The sequence below is a fragment of the Frigoribacterium faeni genome (genome assembly GCF_007988805.1).
Classification (GTDB): domain Bacteria; phylum Actinomycetota; class Actinomycetes; order Actinomycetales; family Microbacteriaceae; genus Frigoribacterium; species Frigoribacterium faeni.
This window is the reverse complement of sequence record NZ_BJUV01000012.1, coordinates 1-17038: the sequence shown is the minus strand read 5'-3', so window position 1 is coordinate 17038 and position 17038 is coordinate 1. Positions and strand designations below refer to the sequence as shown.

Sequence of the window (17038 nt, the reverse complement as noted above, 5' to 3'; positions counted from 1 at the left end):
GCCCCCGGGTTATGATCCTCCGGTGTCAGTCCAGTCCCCCGAACGCGCGCCCGTCTCGACCGGCCCTTCCGGGGGACGACGGCAAGCCGGCAGTCGACCGGCCCCCTCGGGTCTGCGACCCGAGATCCAGGCGCTCCGCGCGGCGGCCGTCCTCGTCGTGGTGCTCTACCACCTCTGGCCCGCGCGGCTGCCCGGCGGCTTCGTCGGCGTCGACATCTTCTTCGCGATCTCCGGGTTCCTGATCACCGGGCACCTCATGCGCGAGGTGCAGAAGACCGGCCGCGTGCGGTTGGGGCAGTTCTGGGCGCGACGTGCCCGGCGCCTCCTCCCCGCCTCCCTGACGGTGCTCGTCGTCACGGCGATCACGGTGCTCGTCGCGGTGCCGCAGTCCCTCTGGCAGCAGTTCTTCCGCGCGATCGGCGGCAGCGTCCTCTACGTGCAGAACTGGGTGCTCGCGTCCGACTCGGTCGACTACCTCGCGGCGGACAACGTCGAGACGCCGGTCCAGCACTTCTGGTCGCTGGGCGTCGAGGAGCAGTTCTACATCGCCTGGCCCCTGCTGATCGCGCTGGCGCTGCTGATCACCCGTCGGGGCTCGGCGCCCGCGCGTCGCCGCATGGTCGCTCTGCTGCTCGGAGTCGTCTTCGCGGTGTCGCTCACGCTGTCGATCTGGCTGACCGCCACCGACCCGGCCAGCGCCTACTTCGTGACCCACACCCGCGCCTGGGAGTTCGCGGCCGGCGGTCTCCTCGCCATCTTCGCGCCCGAGGTCATCCGCAGGGGAGCCCGCACCCGCACGCTGGTCTCGTGGGCCGGATGGGCGATGATCGCGATCTCCGTCCTCACCTACACCGGGGCCATGCCGTTCCCGAGCTACACCGCGCTGCTGCCCGTCGTCGGGAGCCTCCTCGTCATCGCGGCGGGAAGCCCCGACGGTCGCTGGTCGCCCACCCCGCTGGCGGAGTTCGGGCCGGTGCGGCTGCTCGGCGACGTGTCGTACTCCCTCTATCTCTGGCACTGGCCGCTGATCGTCCTCACGCCGTTCATCCTGGGCCGCGCACTCGACACCCCGGTCAAGATCGTCCTGCTCGTGCTGGCGATCGCCCTCGCCTGGATCTCCAAGGTCGTCATCGAGGACCCGGCCCGCACCGCGAAGGCGCTGACCCTGCGGCGTCCCTCCTGGACCTTCGGCGCCGTCGCCGTCGGCATGGTCCTGGCCCTGATCGTGCCCACCGTGGGCATCGTCCAGGCCCGGGCCGTCGCCGACGAGAGCGCGCGCGAGGCGCAGGCGCTGCTGTCGGGCGAGGTCGCCTGCTTCGGCGCCTCGGCCTTCGCCGGCCCCGACGACTGCGTCAACCCCGAGCTCGACGGCACGCTCGTGCCGGCGACCGCCGCGGTGTTCGACGACACCGGCGGAGCCTTCGACTGCTATCGGCCGCAGAACTCGCCCGACCTCAGCACCTGCCACTTCGGTTCGGACGCGTCGGACGCCCCCCGGGTCGCCCTCGTCGGCGACTCGCACGCCGCCATGCTGGTGCCCGGTCTCGCCGAGCAGGTCGGCGATCTCGGTTGGAGCCTCGACGTCTACGTGGGGTGGGGCGGCTCCTGGGTCGACCCGACCACCGTCGGCGCGGGGCCGCAGCGGGAGTACTCGGCGGCCGTCGACACGGCGCTGCAGGGCGGCGACTACGACGTCGTCCTCACGACGGCGCGACGCGATCCGGCCGAGTCCGCCGCGACGAGCCAGCGCCGGGTGGCGGCGACCGAGACCGTCTGGCGGCAGGCGCAGGACGCCGGGACCCGCGTCGTGGTCGTCCGTGACAACCCGACCATCACCCAGGGCGCGCTCGACTGCGTCACCCAGGCCCCGGCCGGGGCCGACACGTCGTCGTGCGCCGTCTCCGAGGCCGACGGCTTCGCCGGCACGGACGACCTCGTCACCGCGGCGCAGGGAACGGGGGCCGACGTCATCGACCTCGCATCGTTCTTCTGCCGCGACGACACCTGCCCCATCGTGATCGGCAACGTCATCGTCTACCGGGACCAGCACCACATCACGGCGACCTTCAGCAAGACGCTCGCACCGTACCTGGTCGAGCGGCTCCGCCCGATGGTCTCCGCGTGACGACGGCCGACGGGTACGCTCGAACGGTGGACAGCACGAACGAACCCCGCCCGGTCGCCGTCGTCTTCCCGTTCTGGGAGCAGAACCCGTACCTCAACATGGCCTACCTCGCCATCGCGGCCGACGGCTTCGTCGTCGACCGGCAGCGCGATTACGACGAGCTCCTCGAGTCGGTCGACCTCCGCGGAGCCGGCGACATCCTCCACCTCCACTGGACGGGCGTGCTGCTCGAGTCGGCCGCCGACGAGGCCGAGGCGCGAGCACGGCTCGACCGGTTCGAACGGACGGTGACGGCGGCGCAGGAGCGCGGGGTGCGCCTCCTCTGGACGGTCCACAACAAGCTGCCGCACGAGCTGGCGCATCCCGAGTCCGAGCGCGCGCTGGTGCGGTTCCTGGCCGACCGGGCCGACGTCGTGCACGTCCTCTCGCCGGCGACTCTCGACGAGGTCGCCGACGTGTCGCCCATCGACCCCGCCAAGGTCGAGCTCATCGAGCACAGCAGCTACGACGGCTTCTACGACTCCGGGGTGGACCGCGCGGACGCTCGTCGCGCGGTCGGCGTCGCGGACGGCGAGACGGCCGTCCTCTTCTTCGGTCAGGTCCGCGCCTACAAGGGCGTCGACGTCCTGATCGAGGCGTTCGCCGAGGCGAGCCGCCGTCGCGACGACCTCGCGCTGCTCGTCGCCGGACGCACCCGCGAGGAGGATCGCGTGATCGTCGAGCCCCTGCTGACCACCGGCCTCCGGACGATCACGCACCTGGACTTCGTGCCCGACGGCGCCGTGGCCGACTGGCTCGTGGGAGCCGACGTCATGGTGCTGCCGTACGCGAGCATCCTCAACTCCGGCAGCATGCACCTCGCGTCGACCTTCGGGCTGCCGGTGCTGCTGCCGTCGTTCCCGCACCTCGTCGAGCAGTACGGCGACCAGCCCTGGGTGCACTTCTTCGACGCCGAGGGCGGGGCCCCCGCTCTCGCCGACGCGATCGTGGCGTTCCGCGCCTCCGACTCCGACCGCCGGGCCGCACGCGACTACGCCCGGGGCTACACGCCGTGGGACATGGCCAACAGATTCCTCGACCTCTACCGCCGGGTGCGTCCCCGCTCGGAGGCCGTCGCCGCGACGTCGTGACCGGAGGGGCCGCCGCCGTCGCTCGGCGTCCCTGACGACCCGACCCACGCCGAGAGGACCTCGTCCGCCCGGGCGCGCTCGGCGTCCGAGACGGTCTCGGCGGCGGGGTCGTGCATCCGGCGGTCACGACCCCGCGGCGCAGGGGGATCGGTCCAGAGGTCGGCCGGGAACGCCGCTCGCAGTGCCTCGAGATCGACGACGGCGGGGCCCGTGCCGTCGCCGGCCAGCGCGGCGTCGACGTCGGCGGCCGCCCGCACCTCGGGTCGCCCGGTGCCCGCGTAGTGGTCGGCGTACTTGAAGGGGTGCTCGGAACGGGACACGAGGGGTCGGGCGTCGATGCCCAGCGCATCGGCCACGACGAGACCGTGCAACGACGAGGCCACGACGATCCGGCTCTCGGCGATGGCCCGCAGGACGTCGTGGACCGGTCCCGTCGGATCGATCGCGCGGGGGTCGTCGCGGAAGGCCGCCCGGTCGTTGAGGTTCGGGACGATCGTGACGTCCCGGCGGGGGCTCCGGGCGGCCGCGTCGTGCAGGTCGGGCACGGCATCGGCGACGAGGAGGCCCGGGTCGCCGAACACGGACGGCACGTCGACGCCGTGCGCGGCGAGGAGCGCGCGGGTCAGGGGCCCGCGGACCGATCGGACGTCGAGGCCGGCGGGGTCGCGCAGGTGCAGGGGCATCTTGCCGTTGACGCCGGCACCCCAGACGACGTCGCCGGGTCGCGAGAGATGCAGGATCGACCCGACGGCCACCAGGCGGCGCGACGACGGCGCCGCGACCGGCACGTCGCCGAGGAGGGAGCGGACGACGAGGGGGCCGAGGAGATCGCCGAAGTTCCCCACCCGCCGCGGGCCCGCCGGGCCGGGGCGAGACGGATCCCAGCGGACGACCCGCACCCCGCGGACGACGGTGTGGTGGTCGGGCACGGGTCGGGTGGTCGGTCAGCGACCGGCGCGCGGGCCGAGACGGCGTCGGACGCGGGCCAGGGCCTCGTGGACGGGGCGGACGGCCGCCGGTGGCACCACGATCGTCCAGGCCTCGTCGGGGGTCGCCGGCGTGAGCGCGGTGAGCTCGGTCGGGGGCGTCTCGTCGAGCGTGGCCTCGCCGTCGACGCCGTCGACCTCGGGGGAGCGCCCGGTGCCGGCGGGAGAGGGTGTCGGCGAGGGCGAGGGCGAGGTCGTCGCGCCGGCGGTCTGCGGCAGGGCCACGGGAGTCGGCACCGGCGTGGGGACGAAGCCGCCGTTCGGCCGTTCGCCCGGCAGGGCCTCCCGCGCGAGTCGGTGGTGCACGTGGTCGTCGCCGAGGCGCGCCGACAGGTAGAGGCGCCACGGCCCCGGGCCCGAGGCGACCTCGTCCGGAAGGGCGACGGTCGTGCGCGCCGAGCCGACGGGCAGGTCGAGCACCGGCCCCTCGACCTGGGCGCCGGTGGTGGTGTGGACGAAGAGGAGTCGGGTCCCCGAGAGATCGACCGCGTCGCCGACCGGGCCGCGGACGGAGTCGATCACGAGATCCGCTCCATCGACGGAGACGTCGGCGCGCACCGAGGAGACGAGGGCGCCCCAGACGCGCAGCGGCGCGGGCCGGCCCTTCGTCCCGAGGCGGAGCAGCGGCTCGACGCTCCGCCAGTCGGTGTGCTGACGGATGGGCCGTCCGTGACGGCGCCCCAGGCGACGGAAGAAGTCGCCGAGCTCGACGACCTCGTCGTCGGCCGCGGTCGGCAGGGCCCGCGCCAGGGGGCGCGCGACCTGGTCGAGGAAGATCCGCGCGATGATCTCGGTGTCGTCGGGGACCCGCATGTACATCTCGTTGCTCAGGTCGAGGGCGCCGGCGAGGGCGGCGCGGTCGATGCGATCGCTCCGGTCGGGCTGATCGGAGACGGGGGCCCGACCCGAGAAGTCCGGGAGGCGCAGGGCCAGATCGAGGCGGCCGTTCGCCATCAGCAGGAACGACCGGCGGGCGGAGTCGCCGAGTCGGTCGAGCTGCTGTCGGGTGGCCAGCGAGAGCAGCCCGCGCAGGGCGGCGGCCAGGCGCTCGAGGTCGTCGGGATCGGCGTCGACGTCGTGGGTCTGCAGATAGCCGCGCAGGTGCACCCAGCCGTCGGCGAACAGGAAGACGTCGAAGTACTCCTGGATGACGTGCAGGTGCCGTGTCGCCACGACGAGGCGGGCGCACTCGAGCTCCTGCTCGAAGTAGCTCAGCACGCCGGTCAGCAGGGTGGCCCTGCGCGTCATCGACTGCGTGCCGGGGCGGTCGCGGTAGAGGTAGACGACGTGGGGGACGATCGTGATGCCCCGGGCCTCGGTGACGGCGCGGGTCATGGGGACGATGTCGTTCGACCGGGCGGCCTGGGGGAACGTGATGCCGGTGTCGAGCCAGAAACGGAGACGGAACATCTTGTGCCAGATGGCCCGGTTGCGCAGCAGCGCCGGCAGGTCGACGATCGTCACGTGCGACCGGGGGCGCACGAAGAGCTTGGACCGCTTCGTATGGGACACGGTCGCGCCCGACCGGAACTTGAGGAAGTCGCCCACCGCCATGTCGTCGCCCGACTCGCGCAGCGCCGTCACCATCCGCCGGTAGGCCCCTCGAGGCACGAGGTCGTCGCCGTCGGCGAAGACGAGGAACTCGCCGACGGCGAGATCGACTCCGCGGTTGCGGGCGTGCGCGCCGCCGCGACGGGGCGGGGCGGTGATCAGCCGGAGGCGCGGGTCGTCTCCGGCGACGGCGAGGATCCGCTCGACGGTGTCGTCCGTCGAGTGGTCGTCGACGACGATGACCTCCATCGAGGAGACGTCCTGGTCGAGGATGCTGGTGAGGCACTGCTCGATCCACGGGCCGACGTTGTGCACGGGGACGACGACCGAGAGCTCGACGGCGTCGGTCCCGGTCTCGGCGATTGTCACGGGGCTTGTCCTTCCGGGCCGCGCTCGGTCGCGCGTGGATGATCCGTCACGACAGTACCAGGGGCGCCGCCCGCCGATCCGGAGCCGGGGCTGTCCTAGAATCGTGAGCCGAGACCCCAGGAGGACCCGTGAGCGACCGATCGACCGGCACCGCCGTGGTGTTCCCGTACTGGCCCGAGAACCCGTTCCTGAACATCGCCTACCTCGCCCTCCGCGCCGACGGCTGGACGATCTCCGAGCAGCGCGACCTCGCCGGCTTCCTCGACGCAGTGGCCGTCGCGGCACCGGGTGACGTGGTGCACCTGCACTGGACGTCCCTCCTCGTCCAGAACGCGCCCGACGAGCGCGAGGCGGACCGCCGGCTCGCGACCGTCGTGCGGGCTCTGACCGACGCGACCGGGCGCGGCGTCCGGCTGGTCTGGACGGTCCACAACCGCCTCCCTCACGACTGCCCCTGGCCTCGGCAGGAGATCGAGCTCAGCCGGGCGATCGTCGGGCTCTCGAGCGCCGTCCACGTGATGTCGGCCCAGACCCGCGACGTCGTCGCCGACGTCGTCGACATTCCGCTCGAGAAGCAGGCGATCGTCCCGCACCCGAGCTACGAGGGGCTCTACGACCAGGCCTGGACCCGGGACGAGGCGCGCGGCTCGTTCGGCCTCGGACCCGCCGAGAAGACCGTGCTGTTCTTCGGGCACATCAAGCCCTACAAAGGGGTCTCGACCCTCCTCGGCGCGATCGGCACGACGGGGGCGACGCTCCTGCTGGCCGGACACGTGTCGCACGCCGACCGCCTGACGACGGAGGCGCTCGTCCCCTCGGACGCGACGGTGCACGCCCATTACGGCTACGTCCCCGACGACGACGCGGGCCGCTGGTTCGCCGCGGCCGACGTGCTCGTCGTGCCGTACGCCGCCATCCTCAACTCGGGCAGCATCCACCTCGCGTCGACCTTCGGCCTGCCGGTGATCGTGCCCGGGTTCGCGCACCTCGTCGAGCAGTTCCGGGACGAGCCGTGGGTCGTGTTCTCCGATCCCGAGGGCGGTGAGGAGGGCCTCGCCGCCGCGATCGACGCGTTCGCGCCGTCGGACGACCTCCGTGCCGCCGCCCGACGCTACGCCCTGCGGTACACGCCCTACGCGATGTCGACCGACATGCTGGCGCTGTACGACTCGCTCAGCGTCTGACCCGGCGCGCGACCGATCGCGCCCGCCGCAGGACCGCCCCGGCCAGGCGTCGCATCAGACGCGATCGGGTGACGAAGACCAGATCGTCGCCCGCGGCGTCCACCTGGGCGACGACGACCGGCGCGAGGGCGCCGTCCGGCCGCTGGAGGGCGGGTCGCGACGCCCGTGCGGGCACCTCGGCGGTCGAGCCCCGGAGGTCGACCCGGACCTGGGCCGTCCAGCGCCCGGGAGTGGTGCGGACGAGACGGGGCAGGGCCGCCCGCGACGTCGCGCCCGGCGTCAGGGTCGTCCAGGTCGCGGTGGTGCCCGTCTCGTGACGCAGCGTCAACGTGATCGTCCCGGCGTCGGGTGCTCCCGTCGACACGACGACCGGGGCCGACCGCTCGAACCCCGTCACGTCGACGCGGACGTCGCGGACGACGTCCGCGAGGCGGGCCAGGGCCGGCCAGGAGCCCTCGCGGGCGAGTCGGACGACCGCGGACGACGACGCCGGGATCGCGTCGGCCGGGATCCGCGAGGCCAGCGAGGCGGCCGTGTCGTGCGCCTCGGACGAGCCGAGCCCGGCGATCGCGATCAGATGCGGCACCACGCGCCGCTCGACCACCGTCGTCGCCGTGCCGTGCTCGCCGAGACCGCGCAGCACGTCGACGAGGTCGACGGCCCGGGACAGCGACGTCGTGGCCTCGGCCCCGTCGACGGGGACGTCGTCGGTCGATCCGGGCACGTCCGGCATCGACCAGAGGAGGTCGGCCCGGCCCGTGGCGACCAGGCGGTAGAGCCGACGCTGCGTCGCACCGAGACGACCGACCAGCTCCGGCGGCGCCTGCTCGAGGAGGGCGGACACCGAGGCGCCGAGAGCGCGACGCCGATCGTCGTCGATCTCGACCGGCCCGCCGGCCATGAGCTTCCGGAGGTGGACCCAGCCGTCGTTGACCAGCACCATCGAGAAGTACTCCGACGCGACCGCCTCGCGGCCGTCGGCGACGACGAGCTCCGCGCACCGCGCCTCCTGGTCGAAGTAGCTCAGGGTGCCGACGAGCTGCCCCGCCCTGCGCGTCATGGAGCCGTGCCCCGGACGGTCGCGATAGGCGTAGACGACGTCGGTCACGACCGAGATCGAGGAGGCGCGGGTCAGCACGGTCGTCATCGGCACGATGTCGTTCGACCGCGGGACCGACGGGAACGTCACCCCGAGCTCGCGCCACCGGTCGAGACGGAACAGCTTGTGCCAGCAGGCGCGGAAGCGCAGGAGCGAGGGCACGTCGGCGAGGGAGGCGCCGCGGCGCTCGGTCGCGAAGGCGTCGAAGCCGTCGGACGGCCGCCAGGTGCTCCGGGCGTCGAACTTCAGGAAGTCGCCGACCGCGACGTCGTCGCCGGAGGACTCCAGCGCCTCGACGAGCGCCCGGTACGCGCCGCGGGGCACCAGGTCGTCGCCGTCGGCGAAGACGAGGTACCGGCCGCGGGCGAGCGAGACCCCGAGGTCCCGGGCGGCGGCCCCGCCGCGTTCGACGGCCTCGACGACGCGGAACCTCGGGTCGGCCGCCGCGTGGCGCCGCGCGACGGCGAGGGAGCCGTCGGTCGAGTGGTCGTCGATCACGAGGACCTCGAGGTCGACCTGCTGGGCGGCGATGGTGTCGAGGCACTCGGTCAGCCAGGTCGCCACGTCGTGGACGGGCACGACGACGGAGAGCAGGGGGACGGGCGTGGGGGTGAGCGTCTCGGTCGACACGACGCAGTCCTTTCGTCGACGCCCGGGAGGCGCTCCCGGGCCGGTGGGCCGCCCGCCATGCTAGCCGGAGGCCTCCCTGGGCCGGGGAGACGGCGTCGTCTAGACTCGGGGCCGTGCAGATCCGCGAGTTGAGCGTCCCCGACGCGTACGAAGTGACCCCCCGCCAGTTCGACGACGATCGAGGGACCTTCCTCGAGTGGTACCGGTTCGACGAGCTCGAGAAGGCCACCGGCCGCTCGGTCGATCTCCGCCAGGCCAACACGTCGGTCTCCAAGCGCGGCACCGTGCGCGGCGTCCACTTCGCCGACGTGCCGCCGAGCCAGGCCAAGTACGTCACGGCGACGCACGGCGCCGTCCTCGACTTCGTGGTCGACATCCGCGTCGGCTCGCCGACCTTCGGACAGTGGGACTCCGTGCGCCTCGACGACGTCGACCGCAGGGCCATCTTCGTCTCCGAGGGGCTCGGCCACTGCTTCGTCGCGCTGACCGAGGGCGCCACCGTCAGCTACCTGGTGACCGACGTCTACCAGCCGACCCGTGAGCACGGCATCGACCCGCTCGATGCGACGGTCGCCCTCGCGTTCCCGGACGAGGCCGGCGAGCTCCTGCTCTCGCCGAAGGACACCGACGCCCCGACGCTGGCCGAGGCCGCCGAGGCGGGCCTGCTGCCGACCTGGGACGCCGCGCGCGCCTACTACGACACCCTGCGGGCGGAGGCCGGACGATGAAGGGCATCATCCTCGCGGGCGGCAGCGGCACGCGCCTCTGGCCGATCACCAAGGGCATCTCCAAGCAGCTGATGCCGATCTACGACAAGCCGATGGTCTACTACCCCCTGTCGACCCTCATGATGGCCGGGATCAACGAGGTCCTCGTGATCACGACCCCCGAGTACAACGACCAGTTCCGGGCGCTGCTCGGCGACGGCTCGCACCTCGGGATGACCATCGAGTACGCCGTCCAGCCGTCGCCCGACGGGCTCGCCCAGGCCTTCGTGATCGGCGAGGACTTCATCGGCGACGACAGCGTCGCGCTCGTGCTCGGCGACAACATCTTCCACGGAGTCGGCCTCGGGTCGAACCTCCGCAAGAACGCCGAGGTCGAGGGCGCCACGATCTTCGCGTACCACGTGGCCGACCCGACCGCCTACGGCGTCGTCGAGTTCGACGACGACTTCACGGCCGTCTCGATCGAGGAGAAGCCGACCGAGCCGAAGAGCAACTACGCGGTGCCGGGTCTCTATTTCTACGACAACGACGTCGTCCGCATCGCCAAGACGATCGAGCCGAGCGCGCGCGGCGAGCTCGAGATCTCGACGGTCAACGAGCGCTACCTCGAGGCCGGACGCCTCCGGGTGCAGGTGCTCGACCGCGGCACGGCCTGGCTCGACACCGGCACCTTCGAGTCGATGATGCAGGCCAGCGAGTACGTGCGCGTCATCGAGGACCGCCAGGGCTTCAAGATCGGCTGCGTCGAGGAGATCGCCTGGCGCGCCGGCTGGATCGACGACGCCCAGCTCGAGGCGCTCGCCGCACCGCTCGCCAAGAGCGGTTACGGGGTCTACCTCCGTCGACTGCTCGCCTGATCGCATGGGGCTCACCACGCGGGTGCGATCGGCTCTGGGGCTGGTGCGTCGACCGCGCACGGCGCTGACCCGCCTCGCGGCGCCGGTGGCGCGGCGGGCGGCCGAGCGGGAGCGCCTGGCCGACGAGCAGGCCATTCCGCGGGCCGATCTCGACGCGGCCACGGTGAGCGTCCTGCTGACCGTCCGTCAGGACCACCTGCACGTCACGCAGGACCGCGTCGACCGGCTCCGGCGCTCCCTGCCCTCGTCCGAGCTCCAGATCGTCGTCTCGGGCTACCTCGTGCCCGAGAAGTCGCCGCCGTGGCGGTGGCGGGCACCCGCCCTCGACGGGGCGACGTGGGCGGGTCGGGGTCTCGCGCCGTCGTGGGAGGCCGCCTACACCCGGTCCCTCCCTCTCCTGCGTGGAGCGACGACCGTCGTCGTCGACGGCGCTCTGGAGATCGAGCCCGTCACGGTCGTCGGTCTGCTCGACGCGTATGCCGAACGCGGCGGCGTGGTCCAGGCCGTCGTCCAGAGCAAGGACGACGTCGTCGTCAGCGCCGGCGCCGTGCGGCATCGTCCGGGGGATCCCTACGAGTCGCTCTTCCGGGGGTTCCCGATCGAGGACGTCCGGCTCGCCGCCGAGTCGCGGGTGACCGCGGCCGACCAGCCCGCCTTCGCGACGGCGACCGCCGAGCTCGCGCCGGCGCCGCGCACAGGGCATCAGGCGACGGCCATCTCCGCCGTCACGGGTCGGATCCCGGGCGGCGCCTCCTTCGTCGTCGCCGGACGGCTCAACCGGGTCGGCAAGGTGCAACGGGGTCTCGAGACACCCTCGGACACCGCCCTCCTCGCGGGGCTGCGTCCCGCCGGCGAGGCCGCCGCCGTGCTCGAGAGCGCGGGCTTCACGGTCGACCCCTCCCGGTCGCTCCGAGACGACGACGGCCGGTCGACCGTGATCGGCGGACGGATCGACCCCCGATTCACCGTCGTCGAGGGCCTGCCTCGACTCCGCTGGTCGATCAAGATCGCGGCCAGCGCCGGGCCGCTCGGGGACACCTGGGGCGACGTCTACTTCGCCGACGACCTCGCCGACGAGCTGCGCGAGCTCGGACAGCGCGTCGTGATCGACCGGCGTCACTCGCATCGCCGCGCGGTCTCCGACCAGCTCGACGACGTCTCGCTCGTGATCCGCGGCCTCGAGTCGCCCGAGCCGCGCGCGGACGTGACCAGCCTGCTCTGGGTGATCAGCCATCCCGACCAGGTCACCGGCGACGAGATCGCACCCTACGATCGCGTCTTCGCGGCGTCGGCCCGCTGGGCCGCCGAGACCTCCGCGCGCACGGGACGACGGATCGATCCCCTGCTGCAGGCCACCGACCCGGCCCGGTTCCACCCGGGCGAGCCCGTGGACGACCTCGCCTCCGACGTCCTGTTCGTCGGCTCGACCCGGGGGGAGTTCCGCCCCCTGGTCCGCGAGGCCGTGAGCGCCGGCGCCGACCTGGCCGTGTACGGCGGCGGCTGGGCCGACCACATCGACCCCCGGTTCGTGCGGGGCCCGTTCCTGCCCAACGACACCCTCTCCGCCGCCTACCGCAGCGCGCGGATCGTGCTCAACGACCACTGGGCCGACATGGCCGAGAGCGGCTTCATCAGCAACCGCCTCTTCGACGCCGTCGCGTCGGGGGCTCGGGTGGTCTCCGATCCGGTGGCCGGCCTCGACGAGCTCTTCGGCGACAGCGTGGTCCAGGTCGGATCCGACACCGACATGGCCGCCGCTCTGGATCCGGCACGGGTCTGGCCCACCGACGCGGAGCGGCACGCCCGTGCCCTCGCCGTCGGGGCCGAGCACTCGTTCGCCCACCGGGCGCGGACCCTGCTCGAGGCCGCTCTGGAGGCACGCGCCCGCTGAGGCCCGGGGACGTGCGACCCCGCCGGCGGAGGCCGGCCGGGCCGGCGGTCGGCGGGGCCGGCTGTCAGCCGCGGCGGAGCGTGGAGCCGAGCCTGTCGGCGATCCGGACGATCCGGCGACGACGGAAGCTCGCGAGCTCGGCGTCCTTGGTCGCGATGGCGCCCAGGAGGCGGCGGCGCTCCTCGTCCCAGCGGACCCTGCTCGCCTCGAGGATCGCCTGGCCGTCGAGCTCGATCATCAGGTTGTGCAGACCGATCGCGCGCTGGGCCGCGACCTCGTCGTCGGGGATGACGTCGTCGTCCGCGGTCGCCGCCGGGCTGGTGGGGCGGGGCAGCTGCGCGAGGGCCCGGGCGAGCGAGTCGTCCCGGACGAACTCGGCGCTGTCGGCGTCGAGGAGGCGCGGGTCGGGCTGCCGGATCAGGTACGCCGGGAGGAGACGGTCCTGTTCGAGTCGCGCGAAGTCGCGCATGCCGTGGTGGTTCGGGCTCGGCTTGAGGTCGGGGTTGTTCCGGTACGAGCGGCCGGCGATCTCGACCTTGTGCTCGAACTGCGCCCACGAGCGCCAGGGCAGGTGCAGCACCTCGAGCTCGAGACCGGCGGGAGGACGGCCCTTGCTCGTGATCGACACGTAGTGATTGCCCTGGCGGACCACGACGTCGGGCGAGCCGACGTGCACGGCGTTGGGGGTGGGTTGGGCGTGCACTCCGACCGCTCGGAGCGCCGCCTCGCTGCGGTGGTCGCGCCAGACGAGGCGGTCGAGGCCGGCGCCGCTCCGGGCGGGCCGTCCGACCATGTTCGTGACCGGGACGGGGAACGACTGCAGCTCGACGGGCATCCGGGCGAAGACCTCGCCGAGCGTGAGCTCGGGGTCGACGGGGCGGATGAACTCGTCGGCGTCGGCGTTGATGACCCAGTCGGCACCGTGCTCGGTGTGGGCCTCGCGCGCCATCTTCGTGACGACGTCGCCCTGCTGCTTCTTCTGGACGGGGTCGTGGTGCAGCACGATCCGGCCGTCGGCGGCGTAGCGCTCGAGGATCTCGGCGGTGCCGTCGAGAGAGCCGTTGTCCGTGACGATCACGACGTCGACGCCCTGGGCGAGGTGGAACTCGAGCATGGCCTCGACGATGTCGGCTTCGTCTCGGACCATCATGGTCATGGCGAGGGTCACAGGGGGTCCTTCCGTACCCGGTCGAGCGCGAGCTCGACGAGGCGGTCTGTCTCGGCGTCGACGTCGTGCCCGGCGGTGACGGGGACGACGACGTGGTGGATTCGGGCCTCGAGGGGGTCGAGGGTGCGGCCATCGGTGCGCCACAGCACGGCGAACGAGCCGGGCTGAGGGCTGACGGGTTCGTCGCCCTCGATCGTGAGCGTGACGTCGTCGAGGTGGCCCGAGGGCCGGTAGTGGTTCTGGCGGCCGTCGACGACGACCTCCTGCCCGTTCCGCTCGAGCGCGGCGACGATCCGGCCGACGGTCGGGTCGAGGGCCCGGGCGCGTGCCGTGCCGTCGCCGGGCGTCTTGACGGCCCAGCGGAGGCACGGGCTGCCGGCCCGGAGGCCGTCGACCACGTCGCGGCGCGGGCGGACCACGATCGGGTACGCCCGGCGCAGCAGCCGGAACTCGGCCGGGGGAGTCGACTCGAGGTGCGGGGCGTCGAACCCGAAGGCCTCGTAGCGCGGCAGGTCGGAGCCGGGGTAGGCCCCCGCCCAGCGCTCGTCGAAGAGGGCGCGATTGACCGTGTTGGTGACCTTGCGCCCGGTGCTCTTGCTCTCGTGGTGCTCGACGACGGCCGCGTGCTCCACCTCGTGGTGGGCGCCCGGTCGGAGGGCGAGGCCGCGGAGGCACAGGTCGACGTCTTCGAGGCCGTTGGTGAACCGCGTGTCGAAGCCCTCGAGGGCGACGACGTCGGAGGCGCGCATCAGCATGGCCGCCGCGGTCACGGCGCTGAATCGCCGGACGCCGCCGCGGATCGCGTCCTCCCGCGGGTGTCCGGCGAGGAGATGCCAGGGCAGGATGCGCTCGCCGCCGAAGAAGGTGCCCGCCGTCTGCACCGAGCCGTCCGGGTAGAGGAGCAGCGGCTGCACGGCGACGATCGTGTCGTCGGAGCGGAGGCGCGCGACCAGCAGGTCGAGGGCCTCCGGCTGCAGGACCGTGTCGTTGTTGAGGAACAGCACCTCGGCGCCGGTCGAGAGCGCGAAGGCGAGGTTCGAGCCCAGGGCGAAGTTGAGGTTCTGCGGCGCCCGCACGATCGTCACGCGGTCGTCGTCGGCGAAGCGGCCGCTGAGGATGCTCGAGACCGAGCGGCGCGACCCGTTGTCGACGACGATCACCTCGACGTCGCGCCCGTCGGCGGTCGCGAGGACGGCCTCGACGGCGCGGATCGTCATCGACCAGTCCTCGTAGGTCGGCATGCAGATCGACAGACGACCCGCGGTGCGGCCGGCGAGACCGGCACGCTGCGCGGCCCAGTCGACGACGCGACGCTCGATGACGTGCTTGTCCCAGACACGGGGGTCGTCGGGCGAGGTCGGGAGGCCGGGCCGAGAGGGTGCGCGGTGGCGGACCTGCGCACCCGGCACGGGCCGGACGGGTGCGGTCTCGACGATCCGCAGCACGAGGTCGAAGTCGTGACCGCCTCCCAGCGTCGTGTCCACCGGGCCGATCGAGGCGAGGACTCCGCGGGGCACGAGGAGGGCCGCGAGCGGCACGACGTCGCCCAGGACGAGCAGGGACTCGGCCGAGACGCCGGCCGACCGGTCGATCCCGGGACCCGAGATGGTGTTCGTCGAGCGGGCGACGGCGACGGCGGTCGGGTCGGTCCCGAGCGCGGCGGTCATGGTCGACAGGTGGGTCGGCGACCAGCGTGAGCCGACCGGGAGGAACGCGACCAGGGGAGCGGAGCCCTGGGCGATCGCCCCGTCGAGGCTCTCGCCGTGGCTGCCGCTCTCGGCGTCGAGCACCGAGACCCTGGCGTCGCGGTCGGCGTAGCTCCGGGCGATCGCGACCGTCTCGCCCGGGTGGGGCTCGGCGACCACCACGGCGTGCCAGGAGGTCGTGGTCTGCGCGAGCAGACCGTCGAGACGGAGGGCGAGGTCGGTGGGGTCGTCGCCCGTGGGCACGACGACGTCGACGGGCAGCGGGCCGCCCGCCGCGGGGGCGGGGGCGGTCTCGACCATGCGGGCGGCGTCGGCCAGCGTGCGCAGTCGCCGGGCGTTCGCGACGACGGCGGCGCGGAAGCGCGCCTCGGCCGAGCCCGGGTCGCGGTCGGACTCGGCGGTCGCCGCGCGGAGGGCCTCGACGGGGCTGACGTCGACCTGGTCGGACCAGAACGGCCCGGGGGCGCGGCCGGGCTCCGGCGCCAGCAGCTGCGCCATGCTCGAGGTGCCGTCACCGTGCCGGGCGCTCAGCCACTCGGGCTCGAAGAAGGGGCTGATCGAGAGATCGCTGCCGCTCGGCCGCGTGACGGCGTGCCGCAGGGCGTCGAGATCGGATCGGAAGACCTCGCCGGTCTGCAGCTCGTAGTACTCGCGGTCGAGGACTCCGGCGCGATCGAGTCGCCGGGCCCAGGCCTCCCGGCGGGCGAGCGACGCGGCCGACGATCGGGAGAGGGCGCCCTTCAGGTCGCCCAGCGAGGGTGTCCGTGTTCCGATGATGATCTCGCCTCCCGCGGCCGTGGCCGACGTCGGTCAGTGCTGTCGCTCGATGGTAGCGACGAGGTGGGCCTCAGCCGCGTCCGGCCCGCGTGCCGAGAGCGGCTCGGACCCGGAGACCCACCCGGACGAGCCCGCGCACGGGAGCCCACAGGGGGCCGGGATACCGCGTAGCCACGAAGCGGGCCGCGCTCTCGTGGTGGGCCCGGACCATGGCCGCCTGGCGGGTGGTGGTCGAGTGCGCGCCGACGTGCATGATCTCGGACGACGGCCGGTAGCGGCGCCGCCAGCCGGCCTGGCCGAGGCGGAAGCAGAGGTCGACGTCCTCGAAGTACATGAAGTACCGCTCGTCGAAGCCCCCGACCTCGTCGAAGGCGGACCGGCGGAGCAGGATGCACGCTCCGCTCAGCCAGTCGACGTCGCGCGGCTCGACCGCGGTGCTGGTCTGCAGGTAGTGCCGGGACCAGGGGTTGCCGGGCCAGATCCGCACCAGCAGAGCGTGGCCGATGCCGTCGGTGAACGACGGGAAGCGCCGGGCCGACGGGTAGGTCCTCCCCGCGGCGTCGGCGATGTGCGGGCCCACCGCGGCGACGTCGTCGTGCCGATCGAGCTCGTCGAGCAGCTCGTCGACGGAGCCGCGGCCGAGCTCGACGTCGGGGTTCGCGACCAGGATCCAGTCGATCTCGGGGCCGAGGCCGACGCAGGCGGCGTTCACCGCGCCTCCGTACCCCTTGTTCTCGCTCAGCATCAGGACCGAGGCCTCGGGACGCGCGTCGCGGAGGCGTTCGGGGGCGCCGTCGGTCGAGCCGTTGTCGACGACCACGAGCGAGAGCGGCTCGG

General features: G+C 73.2%; 12 protein-coding genes. 6 read left to right on the top strand and 6 right to left on the bottom strand.

The features are described from left to right. The first annotated feature begins 22 nt into the window (after positions 1–22). Entirely contained in the window at positions 23–2125 is a 2103-nt protein-coding gene (locus FFA01_RS07295; RefSeq protein ID WP_167627311.1) for an acyltransferase family protein, read from the top strand. A gap of 26 nt (positions 2126–2151) precedes the next feature. Next, positions 2152–3255 carry a glycosyltransferase gene (locus tag FFA01_RS07290; protein WP_146854503.1) on the top strand — a complete coding sequence of 368 codons (1104 nt, stop codon included), beginning with the start codon at positions 2152–2154 and terminating at the stop codon, positions 3253–3255. On the opposite strand, the gene FFA01_RS07285 is transcribed toward FFA01_RS07290, so the two are convergent. Both FFA01_RS07285 and FFA01_RS07280 read right to left on the bottom strand, forming a co-directional pair. Continuing rightward, positions 3207–4184: a polysaccharide pyruvyl transferase family protein gene (locus FFA01_RS07285; RefSeq protein WP_146854501.1), complete on the bottom strand. Its 978-nt coding sequence runs from the start codon at positions 4182–4184 to the stop codon at positions 3207–3209. The two genes, FFA01_RS07290 and FFA01_RS07285, sit on opposite strands and share 49 nt — an antisense overlap. A gap of 15 nt (positions 4185–4199) precedes the next feature. Then, positions 4200–6161: a glycosyltransferase family 2 protein gene (locus FFA01_RS07280; protein WP_167627310.1), complete on the bottom strand. Its 1962-nt coding sequence runs from the start codon at positions 6159–6161 to the stop codon at positions 4200–4202. Between the two features lie 128 nt (positions 6162–6289). Here FFA01_RS07280 and FFA01_RS07275 point away from each other — a divergent pair, with 128 nt between their 5' ends. Further along, positions 6290–7345, top strand: coding sequence for a glycosyltransferase (locus FFA01_RS07275; RefSeq protein WP_146854497.1), 1056 nt, complete (start codon positions 6290–6292; stop codon positions 7343–7345). Here FFA01_RS07275 and FFA01_RS07270 read toward each other — a convergent pair. After that, the gene (locus FFA01_RS07270) at positions 7335–9074 is read right to left on the bottom strand and encodes a glycosyltransferase family 2 protein (protein ID WP_146854495.1); all 1740 of its coding nucleotides are present in this window, start codon (positions 9072–9074) and stop codon (positions 7335–7337) included. The two genes, FFA01_RS07275 and FFA01_RS07270, sit on opposite strands and share 11 nt — an antisense overlap. Before the next feature lie 113 nt (positions 9075–9187). On the opposite strand from FFA01_RS07270, the gene FFA01_RS07265 reads away from it, so the two are divergent. From FFA01_RS07265 to FFA01_RS07255, 3 genes are read left to right on the top strand one after another with little or no spacing between them, the layout of a single operon-like run. Then, a complete protein-coding gene (locus FFA01_RS07265; RefSeq protein ID WP_146854493.1) occupies positions 9188–9802 on the top strand; it encodes a dTDP-4-dehydrorhamnose 3,5-epimerase family protein in 615 nt (204 codons plus the stop codon). Continuing rightward, complete coding sequence (gene rfbA, locus FFA01_RS07260) at positions 9799–10659, top strand: glucose-1-phosphate thymidylyltransferase RfbA (RefSeq protein WP_146854491.1); 861 nt, start codon at positions 9799–9801, stop codon at positions 10657–10659. Before FFA01_RS07265 ends, rfbA begins: the two co-directional genes overlap by 4 nt. A 4-nt stretch (positions 10660–10663) precedes the next feature. Then, the gene (locus FFA01_RS07255; protein ID WP_146854489.1) at positions 10664–12550 is read left to right on the top strand and encodes a CgeB family protein; all 1887 of its coding nucleotides are present in this window, start codon (positions 10664–10666) and stop codon (positions 12548–12550) included. A 64-nt stretch (positions 12551–12614) separates the two neighbouring features. Here FFA01_RS07255 and FFA01_RS07250 read toward each other — a convergent pair whose 3' ends face one another. The 3 genes from FFA01_RS07250 to FFA01_RS07240 form a co-directional block, all read right to left on the bottom strand. Continuing rightward, positions 12615–13718, bottom strand: a complete 1104-nt coding sequence (locus FFA01_RS07250; protein WP_244289742.1) for a glycosyltransferase family 2 protein — start codon at positions 13716–13718, stop codon at positions 12615–12617. Then, positions 13715–15922 (bottom strand): glycosyltransferase family 2 protein, encoded by a 2208-nt coding sequence (locus FFA01_RS07245; RefSeq protein ID WP_146854487.1) that lies wholly within the window; start codon positions 15920–15922, stop codon positions 13715–13717. Before FFA01_RS07245 ends, FFA01_RS07250 begins: the two co-directional genes overlap by 4 nt. Positions 15923–16271: 349 nt before the next feature. Further along, on the bottom strand, positions 16272–17038 hold a 767-nt coding region (locus tag FFA01_RS07240), incomplete at its 5' end, for a glycosyltransferase family 2 protein (protein WP_146854485.1).